The sequence below is a fragment of the Thermoactinomyces sp. CICC 10521 genome (assembly GCF_016055135.1).
GTDB classification, from domain to species: Bacteria; Bacillota; Bacilli; order Thermoactinomycetales; family Thermoactinomycetaceae; genus Thermoactinomyces_A; species Thermoactinomyces_A daqus.
The window spans coordinates 163115-180580 of record NZ_JAECVZ010000001.1 but is presented as its reverse complement, the minus strand read 5'-3'; the positions used below and the strand labels follow the sequence as shown (position 1 = coordinate 180580).

19 protein-coding genes are annotated in these 17466 nt (G+C 49.1%); 13 read left to right on the top strand and 6 right to left on the bottom strand.

What is annotated here, in order from left to right; all coding sequences use genetic code 11:
* Window positions 1-38: 38 nt before the first annotated feature.
* A complete protein-coding gene (locus I8U17_RS00955) occupies window positions 39-1136 on the top strand; it encodes a S8 family peptidase (protein ID WP_198058911.1) in 1098 nt (365 codons plus the stop codon).
* A 77-nt stretch (window positions 1137-1213) separates the two neighbouring features.
* On the top strand, window positions 1214-1573 hold the full coding sequence (locus I8U17_RS00950) for a hypothetical protein (protein ID WP_033100987.1): 360 nt from the start codon (window positions 1214-1216) through the stop codon (window positions 1571-1573).
* On the opposite strand, the gene I8U17_RS18535 is transcribed toward I8U17_RS00950, so the two are convergent.
* Together I8U17_RS18535 and I8U17_RS00945 are read right to left on the bottom strand one after the other, a co-directional pair.
* Window positions 1558-1692, bottom strand: a complete 135-nt coding sequence (locus I8U17_RS18535; RefSeq protein ID WP_255517803.1) for a hypothetical protein — start codon at window positions 1690-1692, stop codon at window positions 1558-1560. The two genes, I8U17_RS00950 and I8U17_RS18535, sit on opposite strands and share 16 nt — an antisense overlap.
* A 378-nt stretch (window positions 1693-2070) precedes the next feature.
* Window positions 2071-2517, bottom strand: coding sequence for a protease complex subunit PrcB family protein (locus tag I8U17_RS00945; protein ID WP_198058910.1), 447 nt, complete (start codon window positions 2515-2517; stop codon window positions 2071-2073).
* 135 nt (window positions 2518-2652) lie between these two features.
* Here I8U17_RS00945 and I8U17_RS00940 point away from each other — a divergent pair, with 135 nt between their 5' ends.
* The 9 genes from I8U17_RS00940 (at window position 2653) to I8U17_RS00900 (ending at window position 10985) form a co-directional block, all read left to right on the top strand.
* The gene (locus I8U17_RS00940) at window positions 2653-4341 is read left to right on the top strand and encodes a DNA repair helicase XPB (protein WP_033100990.1); all 1689 of its coding nucleotides are present in this window, start codon (window positions 2653-2655) and stop codon (window positions 4339-4341) included.
* A complete protein-coding gene (locus tag I8U17_RS00935) occupies window positions 4331-6205 on the top strand; it encodes a hypothetical protein (RefSeq protein ID WP_033100991.1) in 1875 nt (624 codons plus the stop codon). Before I8U17_RS00940 ends, I8U17_RS00935 begins: the two co-directional genes overlap by 11 nt.
* 163 nt (window positions 6206-6368) lie before the next feature.
* A complete protein-coding gene (locus I8U17_RS00930) occupies window positions 6369-6785 on the top strand; it encodes a YlbF/YmcA family competence regulator (protein WP_232330819.1) in 417 nt (138 codons plus the stop codon).
* Between the two features lie 165 nt (window positions 6786-6950).
* On the top strand, window positions 6951-7196 hold the full coding sequence (locus I8U17_RS00925; protein ID WP_033100993.1) for a YlbG family protein: 246 nt from the start codon (window positions 6951-6953) through the stop codon (window positions 7194-7196).
* A gap of 108 nt (window positions 7197-7304) precedes the next feature.
* Window positions 7305-8525: an MFS transporter gene (locus I8U17_RS00920; RefSeq protein ID WP_198055205.1), complete on the top strand. Its 1221-nt coding sequence runs from the start codon at window positions 7305-7307 to the stop codon at window positions 8523-8525.
* An 87-nt stretch (window positions 8526-8612) separates the two neighbouring features.
* Window positions 8613-9146, top strand: a complete 534-nt coding sequence (locus I8U17_RS00915; protein ID WP_033100995.1) for a zinc ribbon domain-containing protein — start codon at window positions 8613-8615, stop codon at window positions 9144-9146.
* A gap of 18 nt (window positions 9147-9164) precedes the next feature.
* Window positions 9165-9542 (top strand): YkvA family protein, encoded by a 378-nt coding sequence (locus I8U17_RS00910; protein ID WP_052154182.1) that lies wholly within the window; start codon window positions 9165-9167, stop codon window positions 9540-9542.
* Between the two features lie 369 nt (window positions 9543-9911).
* Entirely contained in the window at window positions 9912-10703 is a 792-nt protein-coding gene (gene minD, locus I8U17_RS00905; RefSeq protein ID WP_033101156.1) for a septum site-determining protein MinD, read from the top strand.
* Between the two features lie 36 nt (window positions 10704-10739).
* Entirely contained in the window at window positions 10740-10985 is a 246-nt protein-coding gene (locus I8U17_RS00900; RefSeq protein WP_033100996.1) for a hypothetical protein, read from the top strand.
* A gap of 30 nt (window positions 10986-11015) precedes the next feature.
* On the opposite strand, the gene I8U17_RS00895 is transcribed toward I8U17_RS00900, so the two are convergent.
* Window positions 11016-11858 (bottom strand): hypothetical protein, encoded by an 843-nt coding sequence (locus tag I8U17_RS00895; protein ID WP_198058909.1) that lies wholly within the window; start codon window positions 11856-11858, stop codon window positions 11016-11018.
* A 299-nt stretch (window positions 11859-12157) separates the two neighbouring features.
* Between I8U17_RS00895 and I8U17_RS00890 the strand changes: the two genes are divergently transcribed.
* Window positions 12158-12589, top strand: a complete 432-nt coding sequence (locus tag I8U17_RS00890; protein ID WP_033100998.1) for a hypothetical protein — start codon at window positions 12158-12160, stop codon at window positions 12587-12589.
* Between the two features lie 44 nt (window positions 12590-12633).
* Here the strand turns inward: I8U17_RS00890 and I8U17_RS00885 are convergent, their stop codons facing one another.
* Window positions 12634-12852: a hypothetical protein gene (locus I8U17_RS00885; RefSeq protein ID WP_033100999.1), complete on the bottom strand. Its 219-nt coding sequence runs from the start codon at window positions 12850-12852 to the stop codon at window positions 12634-12636.
* Between the two features lie 468 nt (window positions 12853-13320).
* Here I8U17_RS00885 and I8U17_RS00880 point away from each other — a divergent pair, with 468 nt between their 5' ends.
* Window positions 13321-13488 (top strand): hypothetical protein, encoded by a 168-nt coding sequence (locus I8U17_RS00880; protein ID WP_160173846.1) that lies wholly within the window; start codon window positions 13321-13323, stop codon window positions 13486-13488.
* 104 nt (window positions 13489-13592) lie between these two features.
* Here I8U17_RS00880 and I8U17_RS00875 read toward each other — a convergent pair whose 3' ends face one another.
* Both I8U17_RS00875 and helD read right to left on the bottom strand, forming a co-directional pair.
* Window positions 13593-14831, bottom strand: coding sequence for a YeeE/YedE family protein (locus tag I8U17_RS00875; RefSeq protein ID WP_370589194.1), 1239 nt, complete (start codon window positions 14829-14831; stop codon window positions 13593-13595).
* 177 nt (window positions 14832-15008) lie between these two features.
* Complete coding sequence (gene helD / locus I8U17_RS00870; RefSeq protein ID WP_198058908.1) at window positions 15009-17366, bottom strand: RNA polymerase recycling motor HelD; 2358 nt, start codon at window positions 17364-17366, stop codon at window positions 15009-15011.
* Window positions 17367-17466: the final 100 nt, after the last annotated feature.

Genomic DNA, 17466 nt, shown 5'->3' with positions numbered 1-17466 from the left:
CACCCTTTTATTCATAACTAGAATAAAGGGGTGATTTTATGTCAGCTGTTTCACCGGAAGGACGTTATACGTTTGTTTTTCGTTCAGTTGCCAAACCTGAAATCGTGAAACAAGCCGGGGGACAGATTCACCATGTCGGAAAATATTCTTCCACCGTTACGGCATCGTTTAAATCCCCGAAAAATGCCTTCAAATTGAAAAAGGACCCGGATTTAATCAGTATACAGGAAGACCGCTTGCTGCGGCTGCCTTTTTTCAAGATCGAAAAAGTGTTTTCAGCCTCCCGCAGGATCAATGACAAAAGGGCCGTCAACAGCCAGGTGCTGACCTGGAATGTCGCAAGGGTCCTCGGGAAACGCAGATTGAACAACGGTACGGGAGTGCGGGTGGGGGTCATTGATACCGGGCTCGACTTTCATCATCCGGATCTGGTTTCAAACATTAAAGGCGGCGTAAATGTTCTTTCACCTTTTCTGCCTCCGCAAGATGATAACGGCCACGGGACCCATATTGCCGGAATCATCGGGGCATTAAACAACCACTTTGGCGTGGTCGGGATCGCCCCGAAGGTATCTCTTTACGCGATCAAGGTATTGAATTCTGCAGGACACGGAACGATTTCCAATTTGATTAAGGGAATTGAATGGGCGATTGCCAATCGGATGCATATCCTGAATATCAGCATCAGCGGCGGGCAAACGATTCACCCGGCCTTGGCGCAAGCGATTGCGGCAGCCGTAAGCAGGGGGATTTTGATTGTCGCTGCCGCAGGGAACAATGGAAATGCGTCCGGAAAAGGCGATACCGTTTCGATCCCGGCAAGGATATCCCCGGTGATTTCCGTGGCGGCGCTGAATAAGTTAAACCGTCGGGACTCGTATTCAGCCACCGGAAAAGTGGATATCGCAGCGCCGGGAACGGGGATCTTGAGCACTTATTTCTACAGCCGTTATGCGGTGTTGAGCGGAACCTCGATGGCCGCAGCCCATGTGACGGGAGTTCTGGCCATCTATCGGGCTGCTTTTCCCAGGGCGACTTCGGCCGAGTTGAAAGCCATGCTGTATCACCGGGCGATCGATCTGCCGCCGGCGGGGCGGGATCCGCTTACCGGAGTAGGACTGGTGCAGGGGCTGTAGGAAGAGGGTTTCTCTCATAAGGCAGGCCGGGCGGGCATATATTGGTGGTGTATCGTCAGATCAAAGGAGGGACAGACATGGATTACGGATATTACCAACCGGGTCCGGTTGGCTTCCGAAATTATCCTGCTTACACATACGGGTTTATCCCGTATTATCATTACCATTATACGCCTGCCGGTTCCGGATGTTGCGGAGGGCAAAGCATGACCTCTGCTTATCTGCCGCCTTATGGTGCATGGCATCCCTGGATGATTCCCACACCTCCGGTTCACGCACAAGGTTTTCCGGGAGCGGCGATCCCTCCGCAAGGCCCGGGGATGATGCCTCCTCCTCCACAACCAGCGTATTCCGGCACGGAAAAACCGGTATGGGAGTCGCCGGAATCGCCGGAGTCCCCATGGCTGAGAGCTTATGAAAATCAAAAGCGGTCATGATGGATCGTCGCAACAAACGGGCTCCAGCCGGAAAGTGACAGGTTGACCCGAATTCCGTTTTTCGGAAAGAGATATATACCGTTTGCGATGCATGGATCGATCATACGGGAAGCATGCACGCTTCCTCCCCTCCCAACTGTTCCCCCCGGCTGCCGGTCGGAGGGATTTTTTAATGGGAAAAAGTGAAAACGTAAAACCGGAAGGAGTGGGAACAATACGGATAACGAGGAGGGAAGCTGAAATGATTTGTTTTAAGATACCGGATGTAACGTATCCAACACACGAACCTGAAATTTCCCAGCCGTATTTTCCGGAAATCATGACACCATATGAACCGGTCAAGGATCCATATGAACAACCGCATCAGCCTGAACAGCCGAAAAAATGACATCATCGATCATTTGTACTTATCGCTTTTTTAGGGATGCAAGGGATATAAAACTGCTTGAAAAAAGGAAGCGGAACCCTTTTCACAGGGAATTCGCCTCCTTTTTTTGTCAGCTTTGTGTCCATTTCACTTCCAAATGCTGCACCGGCTGTTTGGCGGAAAAAGTGATGATAATCGAAGGGTGGGTGATCACCTGTGCGGCAAAGCTTCCTTTCGCCGGAGTTTTTTCCGTGGCATATACCGTTACGGTATTTCCCCGGCGGACAACTTGGTCAACGGTGATGGTGTACCCGGCCGTTTTCTGTTCGCCCAGGGTAATCAAAGCGAAATGTCGGCTATCTTCGTGAAACAGAACAGCCTGTTTCTTCGGTGTCGCCAGTTTTTGATTCACTTGCTTCTGAATCTCTTCCGGCAGCCCGGAAGGTTCGATGGTATGAAAAGTTATATTTTCTTTGGGTTCTTCCATTTTCAGTCCTCCTGTTAGTCCGGGGGCATCTGCGATTTGACAACTGGTCATGAGCAAAAGAATCGGCATCAGAGCGATCAGCTTGCGCATCCTTTCTCCTCCAAGCTTGGTTTGTTGTATGAAATAGACGATGAAGAAGAGAAAAAGTTGCATGATTCGACAGAGTATTTTGCAATATCAATAGCTTTTCAGCCGTTAGGAAAAAATAGAGATGGAGGGAAAAGAATGTCAGAAAAAAGTTTGCTGAAAAAGGGGCTGATCATTCAGCACGACGGTACCGTTTTATTGGAAAAAATAGCGGACAGCGGAAGTGAACTGAGTTTGAAACTCAACCGCTTTGCGCAAAAGGTACGAGAAACGGAGCAGCTTGTCACTTTTCGTTTAACGCCGTTTACCCTGTGGCAAGCGGCAGCCTCCGGGATGTCGGCCAAAAGTCTGCTGGAATGGCTGCGCTCGCACAGCAAATTTCCGTTGACTGGTGCATTTGAGCGGCGGGTGGAAGAAACGATCAACCGGTTTGGGCAGATTCGACTGCAACGAAGAAAAGAGCACACCTTTGCACTGGTTGGTGCATCTCCTTCCATTTTCCCACAAATCCTGACGCATTTAAAGCGGGAAACTGTACCCGTACCGGAAAGTGAGCGGGCATTCATATTTCCCATGCATTCACTTGGAGCCGTAAAGCAGGCATGTGTTGCCGCCGGATATCCGCCACTGGACGAAACCGGCTTTGCCGGAGGGGAATCGCTTTCCTTTTCGCTTTCTGAACATGATCGTTTTCGCGGTTTGCGTCCCTATCAGCAGGATGCGCTCGAAGCGTATTTTGCCGAAGGAGCGGACTGGTATGGCGGGGGAGTAATCGTATTGCCATGCGGTGCGGGAAAAACGGTTGTCGCGCTGGCGATCATGCAGCGGGTCGGGAAGGCGACTCTAATATTGACGCCGAATGGCACGTCGGCGAAACAATGGGTGCGTGAGATATTGGATAAGACGGATTTACGGGCGGATGAGGTGGGGGAGTATACGGCGACGGTCAAACAGATTCGCCCGGTGACGGTGACAACTTACCAGATGTTGACTCATCGGGATGGAAAGGATGCATCATTTCCGCATATGGAACTGTTGCGTTCGCGTGATTTTGGCTTTGTGATTTATGATGAGGTTCACCTGCTGCCGGCTCCGGTTTTTCGCCTGACCGCCGAGTTTCAGGCGAAACGCCGGTTGGGACTGACGGCGACACTCGTGCGGGAAGATGGGAAAGAAGAGGATGTGTTTTCCCTGGTCGGGCCGAAGCTTTACGAAGGATCATGGAAAGAATTGGAGAGAAACGGATGGATCTCTGAGGCGGTGCTGCGGGAGATTCGCATTCCCTTTGACCCTGACTGGGAAACCGCTTATCAAAAGGCGGACCAGCGGCAGAAGGTGCGATTGGCGGCGGAAAATCCGCGAAAAATTCCGTTGATCGAGGAGATTATCAACCGGCACCGGGATGAGCAGATCCTGATCATCGGACAGTATTTGCGTCAACTGGATAGAATCTCCAGACGGTACGGATTTCCTTTGATTACGGGGAGTATGCCCGCAGATAAAAGGGAGGCGTGGTATCGCCAGTTTCGCCAGCGACGTATCCGGGTGCTGATCGTTTCCAAGGTGGCCAATATGGCGGTTGATCTTCCCGATGCCAGTGTCGCGATTCAAATTTCCGGCACATTCGGCTCCCGGCAGGAGGAAGCACAACGGCTTGGACGCATATTGCGCGTCAAGGAAACAGGGAGTAAAGCTTATTTTTATCATTTGGTGACGAAGGATACGGTCGACCAGGAATATGCCTGGCGCCGGCAGAGCTATCTTGCCGAGCAGGGATACCGGTATGAGGTGATCGATATGGAAAGGGAGTGCCGGCATGTCAGATGATTTGCGGATTTGTTTGGAATCGCTGAACGAAGAAGAAATCAGGCGGATCGGCAATCTCCATTCGGTGGCCGATCCTGACCCCGGGGCTCTCGCCGGGCGCATGACTGATCCGGCTTATTTGCGCCGCTGTTTCCAGCAGATGCCGTCGGAGAAGCGGGCCGTTTTGCTTTATTTTTTGTTCGCCAGCCAAAACGGGGTGATCAGAGAAAGGGAGATTCCCAGGGAGCAGCAGAAGTTCGGGCTCAAAGCCTGCCGGAGGAAAATATCGGAATTTTTTCGGGGAGGCTGGATATTTCCCGTGCGAAATCAGTTTCACGAACGGTTGTACTATCTTCCGGCTGAGCTGAGGCGGGCATGGATTGCGGCGCTTGCTGCCGGCTCCCTGCCAAAGCCGGTAAACGCCGCTTCCGTTATGCATTGTTCCGAACCGTCGGCAGGGATTTGGCAGGCGTTTTTCCACTTTTTGTTTATGCTGGAACAGGAACCGCTGTTGTTGACAAAAACGGGGCAGATTCCCAAAAAAGAGGCGCAAAAGCTGGATGTGGAGCTGGATTTGGATGCATCTTCCCTGAAGGAGACAAAATGGGGGAAACAGGATGAGTTGCCGCCATGGATCTCCTTTTTGCTCGAACTTAGTCAGCTGCTCGGTTTGACAGAGCGAACAAGCCAATCCGTCAGAGTGCGGCAGATGAACTGGCAACAGTGGCTTCAGCTCTCTTTTGACCAAATGATGAGAATCCTCTATCAGGCTGTTTTTAATCTGCTCACCGCCGAAAGGAACGGCTTGCATGGTTATTTGCAACTGCTCGAATGCCTGGAGGCGGAGAACTGGTACGCTTTGAAAGAGATCATTTGCTTTTTGTCCGAATGGGATCTCCCCTTTTTTTCTCCTGCGCTCCTGGAGCATCTGGAAAAGCAATTGATCGATCCGCTCGTGGCCATGGGCTGGATGGAAAAAGGACAATCAGGCTCAGGCGAAACTTATTTTCGCTGGCTGGAACTCCCGCCGAAGGGTCAGGTGCCGGATGAAGTGCCTTTTTACATTGAACCCCACATGGAAATATACCTTCCTTATTACTTTCCTCTTCCGCAACGTTATGTCTTGGCTCAGGCCGCTGACTTCATGGGCGGAGACCGGATGCTCATCTATGAGTTGAATGAGCGTTCCGTTCAACGGGCAAGGCGGTATGGCCTGACCGGAGAGGATTTGCTCAGCTTGCTGGCCGCCTGGAGCGGGACGGAGGTGCCCGAACCTGTAAAGGAACAGGTGATTCACTGGTTTCGCCAAGCTCCGTCGATTCTGGCTGAGTCTGCTTTCCTGCTGCATGGATCGCCGGAGAGACTGGACCGATGCCGCCGGATATTGGAGAAAAAAGGAATCAACATACCGGAGTTTACCGGGGAGCGGCTGATCATTTCCGCTGCCGATTTTGCTGCGGCGCAGGCTGCTTTGCAGGAGAGCGGGCAGGAAGTGCAACAAATGCACCATTCCCTCCACGGCAACGATGAACGAAACATCAAGCATGTGGATTGGGGCCGGTTATTGTCTCCCTTAAAGGAGTGGCGTGTGGAAACGCATTGGCCTTCCGGGCTGGATATGCGCTCAAATGCCGACAAACTGCCCAAAATTTGGACGAGCGGCCTGCGGGCATACGGGCGCGAAATGGTAAAAGAGATGGTAAAACAAAGCATTCATTATGGTTTTGCGCTGAAGATGGAATATCAGGGCGACCTGATCACAGTCAGTCCGCAAAAGGTTGAGTACTGCGGGGGAGATTGGCTGATGCACGCAAAAGTGGGAAAGGAAAAAAAGTTCTATCCGCTTGGGAGGATTTCCCGCGTACAAGTCATGGTGGAGCAGTGAATGGATGGATTTGTCCCTTTGCGTGCTTGTGAAATGTGAGCTGTCCGGCAGTTGGCAGGTTGCCGTTCATGGCCGGGCAGGGAAGCCGTTCTATTTTTTCCTTCTGCCAAACAGTGGGATTCATCCGGAAACTGCTATACAATAAAGGTGGAGGGAATCGATGATGAATACACTGGACATGACGGAAATATTGCTGGCAGCCTATCGTTTGGCAGATCAGATAAATAATTCCCAAGAAGTGCAGCATTACCTGGAATGCAAAAAGAGGATGGAAGAGGATCCGGAAGCGCAAAAAATGATCAGGGAGTTTCAGAAACTGAAAGACCGATACGAAGAAGCACAGCGCTTTGGCATTTTTCATCCCAATTATCATGAAGCTAAGGAGGCGGCGCTTTCTTACCAGAAGAAACTGCGCCAGTACCCCGTTGTTCGCGACTGTTTCGAAGCGGAAGAACGATTGGATCAATTGCTCCACGCGGTTTCCCTGACGATCGCCCGCTCAGTCTCCCCGTCGATCAAGGTTCCGGGCAATGATCCCGAACCGGGTGTAAAGAAACTGCGGCGCGCATGCGGCCGGTAAATGGCCGCTCCTGTTCACCTGTCCATTCTAATTTTGGTGGTCTGTTGATTGAATTCCGTTTTCCGGAATGGTACGATAATATTGGGTGAATTTTTCGCCTGTTACCCCAAACCAACGTGTAAGCGCCCTTTCGGACATGTTTTTAGAAAAGGAGCTACAAAATCAATGGATATTGTGGAAAGATTAGGTTTAGCTGTTTGGGTAAAAGATTTAAAAGCAGCTCGTTCGTTGGGACGCCTGGGAAATATTCATTATATCTCCAAACGATTAAAATATGTTTATCTTTATGTGGACGGAAAGACGTCAGACCAAGTGATCCGCCGGATCGAGAAACTGCCGTTTGTTAAACGCGTGGAACCGTCACAGCGCATGAACATTTCGCTTGAGTTCAGCAGGCCGGTTCATTCGTAAAGGCCTGATAAATTTGTTGATAACTGCCAACTCCAAAGGCAGTTTTTTTTTCTTTTGATATTTCGTTCACCGAAATATATAATAGTGACTTGAGGAGATGAAGGTTCCATGGCCTGGTGGAAAAGAAACCTATATATTTTGATGGTGTCGCAGTTTCTCGTGATGAGTGCCATTTCCATGATTATGCCCTTTTTGCCGCTTTATCTGCAGCAAATGGGGCTAAAGGATCCGAAGACCGTTCAGCTTTGGGCGGGCTTCATTTTTGGAGTCAACTTTTTATCCCAATTTATTGTCGCGCCGATCTGGGGGAGTCTGGCTGACCGTTACGGGCGCAAGCCGATGATTCTCCGCTCGGGGTTTGGGATGGCGGTGACCATCTTTTTGCTGGGATTGGCCACCTCACCCATCCAGCTCTTTTTCCTGCGCATGCTCAACGGGATGATTTCGGGCTTTATTCCGGCCTCGATATCTCTGATGGCCACCAATACACCGAAAGAAAAAGTGGGCTACGTATTGGGGATGATGCAGGCCGGGCAAGTGGCCGGTTCAATCCTGGGGCCGTTTATCGGCGGCCTGTTGGCAGAATTGATCGGTTACCGCGATATTTTCTTCCTGACTTCGGCAGTCCTGGCCATTGCCAGCTTTGTGGTTCTCTTCCAGGTGAAAGAAGAGTTCCAGGCAAGTCCGAAACAGAAAAATGAAAGCTTCTTTAAAGACGGAGCCTTCATTTTGCGGCAGCAACCGCTGCTGATTTTGTTTTCTGTTGGGATGCTGTTGCAATTTGCCATGATCGGTCCGTCGCCGCTCATGTCTTTGTTCGTTGAAAAGCTGAAGGTTCCGGGAGGCTATATTTCCTTCTTTGCCGGTTTGGTGACGGCGATGACCGGATTTGCCAATATGCTGTCCTCCCCATTCCTGGGCAAATTCGGCGACAGGTTCGGTTCAGAACGGGTTTTGTTTGTCGCTCTGATCGGTGCGGGGATTATCTTTATTCCGCATATGTTCGTACAGAATGTGTGGGAATTGCTGCTCCTGCGCTTCCTGTTGGGGCTGTTCGTCGGAGGATTGCTCCCTTCTCTCAATACCTTGATCCGCAAAAATGCTCCGGAAGAGAAGGTAAGCACCGCGTACGGATTCTACCAGAGTGCGGTAGCCCTTGGAAATATGCTCGGTCCGGTCACCTACGGGATTTTGTCGGGGCCGATCGGTATTCCAGCCACTTTCCTGCTGACGGGAATTCTCCTGCTGTTAAATGCGCTATGGCTCAAGCACGGATTTAAAGAAAAAACGTCGCTGTCGAAGAAAAATTTAATGAAGTCGTCAGCTTGAAGAAGTGTTCACCTGATTTTTGCTTGTGGGCCAGCCGAAGAGTCCTTAAAATAGACATCAGGGATGTCTGGATAAGGAGCGATTCGTTTGAGTTTTTTACAGGATTTGAAACAAAAGCTGGAAAAAGGTGTGGAAACCGCCGGCCAAAAATCGCAAAAAATGATTGAAATCAGCCGGTTAGCTCTGCGTATCAAAGGGAAAAAAGAAGACATTGAACGACAGGTTCAAAAGCTGGGCTGGGAAGTGTATACACACTGGGAAAAGACGGGGGAACTGAGACTGAACGAGTCGATTCATCTTTCGCTTCAGGGAATCCGCAGTCAGCAAGAGCAGCTTTTTGAACTGCAAAAAGAACTGGAAGAAGTGAAAAAGGCTGATATCGTTCCGCGCAGACAGGCAGAGAAAGTGAACCTGGTGATCGCCGAAACGGAAGTGGAAGCTGTACGGCCTGAAGCTGTACGGCCTCATGAGGAAACGATCTTGCTCGGGCCTGTTTCTCCGATTCAGCCGAGCGCCGATGAACGGAAAATCCCTGCGGTTGTCTTTCTTTGCCCGTTTTGCGCCCATCAGGTATCCGATGAGGCCACTTTTTGCAACCATTGCAACGAGAGGTTTTATTGAGCAAAGGAGGCGGATTGATTGCAGGGAAAGAACCGGAAGATCGTCCAAACCCTCAAGAAATTAAAACAGCGTTCGTTAACCGATGAAGGGGAACGGACGGTCCTGGATCAGTTTAATCAAAAAGTGGAGCGCGCCGGTGGCATTGAAGCGTTGATCGAGAAGCTGAAGGTGATGTATCAATATTTTCGGGATCCGCATGTGAGCAAAACGAAAAAGGGACTGGTGGGTGCGGCCCTTTTGTATTTTATTTTGCCGACGGATGTGGTTGCAGACTGGATTCCCGTTGCTGGCTACCTGGATGATATGACGGCAGCCCTCTTAGTTTGGCGTTTGCTTTCGAAGGAACTGGAGCTTTTTGCGCAAAAATCGATCCAAAATGACTCTGCCAAACGGTAAGAAATCAGCTTTTTAGGATAAAGTTGGTAAAAAGCTGATTTCTTACTTTTTTTATTCTTGCGGTTTTGCTACAATAATGGTGAAACTTGTTGAAAACCGCGGGTTTTGGGAAGGTCAACCCTGAATATTTATGTTTTTTGGCACAACTCGGCGAAAAAGACATAGCAGATTCGGGAAGGCGTGAGGACTCTGCCGGCCGACCATTTGGAAAACCGGGAGGTCAGTGAGGTTCCATAACCCGTTGCAACACGATTTCACGGAAAAATGACTGGGGATTATATCACGAAAAAAAGGAGAAACACCGATTTCATCTCGTTTACACATAAGAACAAAAAGAGGGTTAGGAAAGGGGTATCGAGCATGAACCGCATGTCAGTGGCAATTACAGTGACAAGTGGAAAAGGTGGGGTTGGCAAGTCGACCACGGTTGCTTCCCTCGGATTGGGCTTGGCTCAGCTTGGCTACAAAGTCTGCCTGGTCGATACCGATATCGGGCTTCGCAAGCTGGATCTGATGCTGGGCCTGGAAAACCGCATCGTTTACGATTTGGTCGATGTGATCGAAGGAGTCAGCAAATTAAGGCAATCTCTGGTTCGGCACAAGGAATATCCGGATCTTGCCCTGCTCCCGGCGGCACAGACGCGATACAAAGAAGAGGTGACACCTTCGCAGGTGAAGGCTGTCGTCGATGAGCTCCGCAATGAATTTGATTACATATTGATCGATTCCCCCGCCGGGATCGAAGGAGGGTTTCGCAACGCGATTGCCGCGGCTGATCGCGCCATCCTGGTCGTCAATCCGGAAATTCCGTCTGTCCGCGATTCGGATCGGGTGATTGGTCTCCTCGAATCAGCCAATGTCAAAATGATCGACTTGATCGTGAATCGTGTCCAGCCGGGCATGGTGCGTGACGGAGATATGTTGAGCGTTGAGAGAGTGCAAAGCCACCTGGCAATTAATCTTCTGGGAGTGGTTCCGGAAGATAAGCGAATTATTCGCTCCTCCAATACGGGAGAACCAGTCATTCTTGACAGCAAATCGTTGGCTGGAAAAGCATTCAGCAATATTTCGCGCAGACTGACCGGTGAAGACGTACCTTTTTTGGAATTGGATTCTACTACGTTGATCACAAGAATCAAGCGTTTGTTCCACATCGCCTAAACTTGGACAGGGGTGAATCAGGTGGCCTTTTTAAATATGTTTAATCGTGAGAAAGAAGAACCTACCGCCGTAACCGCCGATGACCGTTTGTCATTGGTACTCAGCTATCAACGTTCCGATATCGACGAAAAAAAACTGAAGCAGTTTCGAGCCCGGCTGATTGAATTGTGCGATGACTTCGGTTATGATGTTGTCGGACATGTCGAAGTGATTCCACAGTCAAAAGAGCGTACTACCATCATTAATGCCAGTATTCCGGTACGCTTAAAAGAGCCTCTCTGATGCACGGACCGATCGGGTTCGTGTTTTTTGTCAGATAAACTTGTGATGATGCAGCCTGCGCTCCAAAAATTCAATGATATGCGCCGGAAATGCCTTGTCTTCCGCCAAGGTGAAAATGGCGATGGAAACGCGGGTGCAGCCAAACTTTCTCATCAGCTCGATCAGTTTGCTTCTCGCTTCCCCGCTCGGGCGGCCATAGCGTTCCTCAAATGCTTTTAACAGCATCTCTTCCTCCAATGTAGATGTGCTGGGCTGTTCCCTTTTGCCGGATGAAAGGGAGGAGTCGGGCGTCGAACCGTAGTTATGTAAATGATCGATTGCCGCTGCCAGCTGTTTTTCCGCGGTCGATGCCAGTTCTTTCGGATGGATTGGATACGCTTCATCAAGAGAACGGATCATGGGATGCTGTGAGCCCCATTCATTGAATTTGCGGCGGCGGCGAGGGCGCTCGGCAGGTAAGTGCTTAAACCGCTCCGGATGTTTGCGGCGCAGTGTGTAGATGCGTTGATAGATGGCCCCCTGGGTTCGGGAAAGTTTTTTTTCCAATTCCATGATCGCCGCTGAGAGGGATTTGCCTTCTTCCAAAAATGTATTTACCGTGTTGATCACGATTTCTTCCTCTTCCTCATTCCAACTGTTCAACCGGTTGCCACTTTCCCCTGAATCTTCATAAGAATGGAAACGCTCCGGGTATTCTGATCTCAGCTTACGCGCATGCGACATGATTCCCGAATATCCTCGTTTTAATTGAATCGATAATTCTTTAAGGATTTCACGTTCTCGTTTTCCTTCCTTCAGCCCTTCATTCAGCGCACGAATGATCGTTTCATTTTCTTCTTTTGTATATTTTCCTTTTTTTGTTTCAAAAATCATTCGATAGAAACTCCTTTCTTAAACATAATTATCCTGAAAATCTTTACTTATAAATATAACAGAAAAGACATAATCTTTTCCACTATCCCTCTTAAAAACTTTTTTATTTGATGATATTTACAACGAAAAAGGTCACATTAAAGCGTTAGAATAAGAAAATTTAATGATATGATCATGAAATTATATATTAAATCATTTTCTGGGGAGTGTGTATGAAAAAGCGTATTTTTGACTATAACCCTTATTAAGATCAAAAATTGGATATTTTTGATAGGAAATAGCAGAAAGGGGAGTTATCATTGAACCGAATTTCGGTTAAAGAAATGAGTTCCCTTTTAATGACGCGAATTGCCGTTCCAAAAGCGGCTCAAGCCCGGGAAGAACCTCCTCACCGCGCATGGGGATTAAGGGATCGTGCGGCGATTGTAATTTTATGGGGATTGCTGGTCTATCCGCAACTGGACCCTGATTTGAAACGGGAAAAACGGACTTACTGGGTAAATATAGAGCAACTCACCTGTTTGTTTCGGGATTATGTGGGAGATCGCGAGCAGTGCTTGAAGATACTTAAGCGTTTGCAAAAACATGATTACATACGAATAAAGAGAAATGAGGAAATCATTCCCGGAACCGGTTTGTTCGCTTCGGTCGATGCCGCCAAAATGTACCGCTATTTTCGCGCTTCCGTATTGGCCAGAAAAATGTTTCAGCTTGAGAAGCCGCAGGAATAAATGAAAACCCCAGTTCCTTTCAATACAATTTGAAAGGGCTGGGGTTAATCAAATTTCAAAGATTCCAGGAAACGTCGCAACGTCTTTCGCTGATCCGGTGATAGTTCCATGGCGACATGAATAAGATGCTGAATGTCGTCAGGTAAATGATGGATAAATTGTTGCTGCTGTCCGAGTTGATTGATCAATTGTTCAATCAGATTCCGGGATTCGTTGATATGTTTGTAGGTTTGGATTAAGAGCTTTTCTGTCGGTTGACTCATCGCGGCTCATCCTACTCTTTATCGGAATGGAGTAATTGGTCAATTTCCTTTTGAATTCGCATGAGCTCCTCGTGGGTTAACTTATGGAGATCACGGATTATCATTTCCAGTTTCATCGACCGAAATTCTTCCAAAAAAGATGGCATGTATTGAGGATTAACAGACACAGAAAAAACTCCTTTCGCCCTGTGATTCTGCCAATAGTTGATTGTCTGATCGGCCGCCAGGAGATGCTCAAGGTAGACTTCCTTCATTTTATCAAAAATTCGACGCGGGTCAATGTTGATAAAAGGAAGTATGCTCCAGTTTTTGTCAGTTTTTTGACTCAGATTCGCCGTTTTACAATTTTTCAGCAAATATTTTTGCGCGTTGGGACAATTTTTTTGGGTTTAAATTGAAATCTATCAGGGTAACTATTCTCCGAACGAGCATTTTGATATCAATTTAAAAGAATTGAGGTGCTTCGTTATGTTAGAGCAGTTAAAAGCACTGGAAGAACGGCTCTGTTCCGTTAAGCAAGAATATTTATTGGCGAAAGAACGTCACGAATTTTTGGCGCAATACGACCTTTATGAAGAATTGAAACAATTGAACAAAAAGCGCCGTGAGCTAAAAATGAAACTTGGATTAAATTGAAATAGATAAACGATAAAAAGAAAGGTTTTCTGTCTTCAACATGAAGAAAAAACCCCAGGCCGTTGCGGTATGCAAGCCTGGGGTTTGTATCATTGTATTTCGTTTCAGCAAAATGAATCGCTCTGTTTCGGGTTTTTTAATCCGAACAGAGGACGCAGTTTCAGGCCGGCATAGGTTCCTAGAAGAGCAAAAATGGCCCAAATCCATCCGTGCAGACTGAAAGAGGCGATGCCGCTGAAATAGGAGCCGATATTGCACCCGTAGGCGAGTCGTGCTCCATAGCCCATCATGATCCCGCCGATCAGCGAAGCGAGATGGATTTTGAACGGGATTTTTTGCACTTTGAACGTACCGCTTGCCGCTGCGGCAAAAAAGGCGCCGATGATAATGCCGAAGTCCATCAGGGATGTTTTATCCGCCAGAATCGGGCTTTGCAGCGCCTTTGCTTTGGCACCGGACCAGTAAACCCAGGAAGAGACGTCCACACCGAAGGATTGCAGGATTTTGGAACCCCATAGAGCGAACGCGGAGGTAATGCCCCAGGGTTGGCCGCTGATGAACAAGGTAAGTGCGTTCAAAACAGCCAGCACGATGGCTGAAACCCAGAGCGGCCATGATCCGCGGATAATTCGTTTCCAGCCCTGAGCGGTTGGCACCGGTTTACGGGGCGGCGGATTTTTCCTTTTGGCAATCCAATAGGTGAAGAGGACGATGCCAGCAAACAGAATCAGTTGCAGAAGAGCGGCTCCTCCGTAACCCAGACCTGTGGATGTTGCCAGCGAGACGGGCGGAAGAGAGGGCAGGTCTTTGGACCAGAACTGCCAGTGATAAGCCGCCCAAACCGAACCGGCAATGAAACCGATCAAGGTTAAAATGAAAGACGGAGTCCCGCCGCTGACACGATAAAGGCAGCCGGAGGCACATGCCCCGCCCAATTGCATTCCGATTCCGAATAAAAATGAACCGAAAACGAGGCTGATTCCGATCGGTTCCACATTTCCTTGCGGAGCTGCTCCGGTCAGGGTCGTGCCGGTCGAGAAAATGACAGCGAACAATACGCTGGCGATCGCCAGCATAAGCATATGTGCGCGCAATCCCTGCCCTTGTCCGACGGATAATAGTTCGCGGAAAGCGGAAGTAAAACCGAACCGCGCGTGGTAGAGCGCAACACCGAGCAAAACGCCGATGATGAATAATAATTCCTTTTGCCAGCCGTACCTGTACACGAAAGCTCCCAAGACAATAAAGGCAAGGATCGCAATCCAAACGAGCGGAGCTTTCAGTCCGGGCAGGCGCGAGTGGATGGATGGTGCTGATTTTAGGGAAGTTTGCGGCATTGACATATTTTCTCACCCTTTCCGATCAAGATAGTTGGTTTAAGAGGATAAAAAAAGCGACGAACCATTCCATCGCAGGTTGAAATATGCAATTGGATATTTTATTTTAACATGTATTTACATAATAAGAAAAGAGTGTTGTGGAAAAGCAGGCTCCTCTTTGAAGCAAGGGAGCCTGCTTTTTTATGCCTTAATGCGCAGATCATAAGTTTCCGGCGACGCATCGAGGATAAAGGGGCTGGGCTTGCCGGGTGTGAAAAGATGCAGTTCATGCATGGCCCGAGTGCACGCGGTGTAAAAAAGTTTTCGCACGCTTTCGGCATGATATTGTTGTTCGGAAGCGTTCCAGATGATGACCGCATCGAGTTCGATCCCTTTGGCCAAATAGGAGGGGATGACGATGATTCCGGGCTTGAAGGCGGCAGTTTCCTCGCGGATGAGTTGGATGTCAAAGTGCGGTTTGAGCGACTGATAAATCTCTTGGCATTCGGCGGCTGTTTTTCCGATGACAGCGATAGTCTGATGCTGTGCCAACAGCAGTTCCCGGATTTGTGTTCGGACCGCTTCCCGAAGCGCAGCCTTGTCAGCCAGTTGGGTGACTGTCGGTTTTTTTCCGGCCCGATTGAAAGGAACGATGGCCTCGCCTCCGGGAATCATCGCCCGGGTGAATTCCACGATCGGCCTTGTTGATCTGTAGGTCCGGTTCAGCACAATGGTCTCGATTTCCTCCCCGTCCGACAGGAAAGTTAAACTTTGGAAAGTTTCCAGTTCACTGTCAGTGTGAGAAAAGATGGCCTGTTTCAAATCCCCGAGTATGGTCATTTTGCTCAGGGGAAACAGTTTTTTCAAATAGGCGAATTGAAACGGGGAATAGTCTTGCGCTTCATCGATAAAGAGATGTTTGACGGAGCGGTTGACATGAAACCCTGACAATTGTTCCCTGAGATAGAGAAAAGGGGTTTGATCTTCGTAAGCCAGGGTTCGCTTCTGCAATCGACTGGACGTTTGTCGGCAAATCTCCGTCCAGTGCCGCGGGGGCTGAAAGTCGGGCCAAAAGCAGCGGACATATTCCGGGTCTGTGAATAACTGTCTGTAAATATCAAGGAAGCGAACGAACTGCAGTTGTTTGATCGATTTGCGCAAGGGTTTGAAATGTTGGTCGACCACCCGGGTGGACAACAGTTCCTCTTCGCGCTGAAAGTCATCAAACGTATCTTCGCTGTAACGTTTGGCCTGTTGCAAACGGTTATAGGCTTTTTGGTATTCCTCCTGGCTCATGTAGTTGATTTCTTCTTGCACCCAGGGTTTGTGCCGTTCCTCTTTCGCCTTTTCCGCCAATGCGGCGAGCAGCTGTTCCGCTACCAACTGCAACCGGTTGGGAATGGGCAGCTTCGGATCCAGTGAGGTGAAATGCTCGTTGATCTTCGTTTTGGGAATAATGATTTCGCCGCGTAATTTCACATCCCGGAACAGCAGATCGGTTTGGCCGAGATGGGAAACATAGCGGTCAATCAATTCCATAAACTGGAGCGACGACTTGAAGCGAATCCCTGCCATCCGGGCGGCATAGCCGGGCTCGCCTTCCTTGGTCAGGATGTATTCCATCAGTTCGAACGGGGTTTCCAGACGGAACGAATGCCCCAGACGCTTCTCCAGCAGTTCCGGAAATGTGGTTTGTGCCATGTTTTCTTCACCCAGTTCGGGGAGAACCGTAGAAACATAACTGTTGAACAGGGGATTGGGGGAGAACAGGACGATCTGTTCCGGACGCAAGTGATCACGATACCGATACAGGAGATAAGCAACCCGTTGCAAGGCAGCCGAAGTTTTTCCGCTTCCCGCCGCACCTTGAACAATCAGGAGCCGGCTCCGTTCATTGCGGATGATGCGGTTTTGTTCTTTCTGGATTGTGGCGACGATGCTTTTCATCTGATGATCGGCTTGCTTGCCCAGCACTTCCTGTAAAAGCTCATCTCCGATGATGACACCGGTGTCGAACATCGCTTTGATCTCCCCGTCCCGGATGAGGAACTGTCGCTTGAGTTCCATCGTGCCTTTCAGGATGCCTCCGGGTGTTTCATATTGGGCAGGCCCGGGGGAAAAATCGTAATAAAGGCTGGAAATCGGGGCACGCCAGTCATAGACGAGAAAACGGTTGTTCTCGTCTTGGAACGACCCGATGCCGATGTATACACGATCGGTTTCGTTTTCTCCATCTTCGCGGAAATCGATGCGCCCGAAATAGGGGGAGTAACATAGCCGCTTCAGCTTATCCAGTTCCTTTTGCATATGCTGGTGCGACCGCTCTCTTTGTCCCAGCACTTCAGCTTGCTGCTTGATGGCTGTTGCTGTTTCCAATGCTTCCTCCGGGTCGTCGAAGTTAACCCGCACATCATCCCAAAAACCTTTACGGATTTCCACCACATTGGACTTAACCTGATCCATTTGTTTTTTCAGAAGCCGGAGGCGCTGTCCGGCTTTCTCTGCAACATGGCGGACACGTTTTTGTTCGGCTCTCAATTCTTGCTCGTGTTTGTCCATTTTTTCTTTCCTTTCTCTAACCTTTTTAGCCTTGACACAGCAGATTTTATATATTATAATGTATATTGGGTTTTTATTGTTTTTGCATTTCGTTGTTACC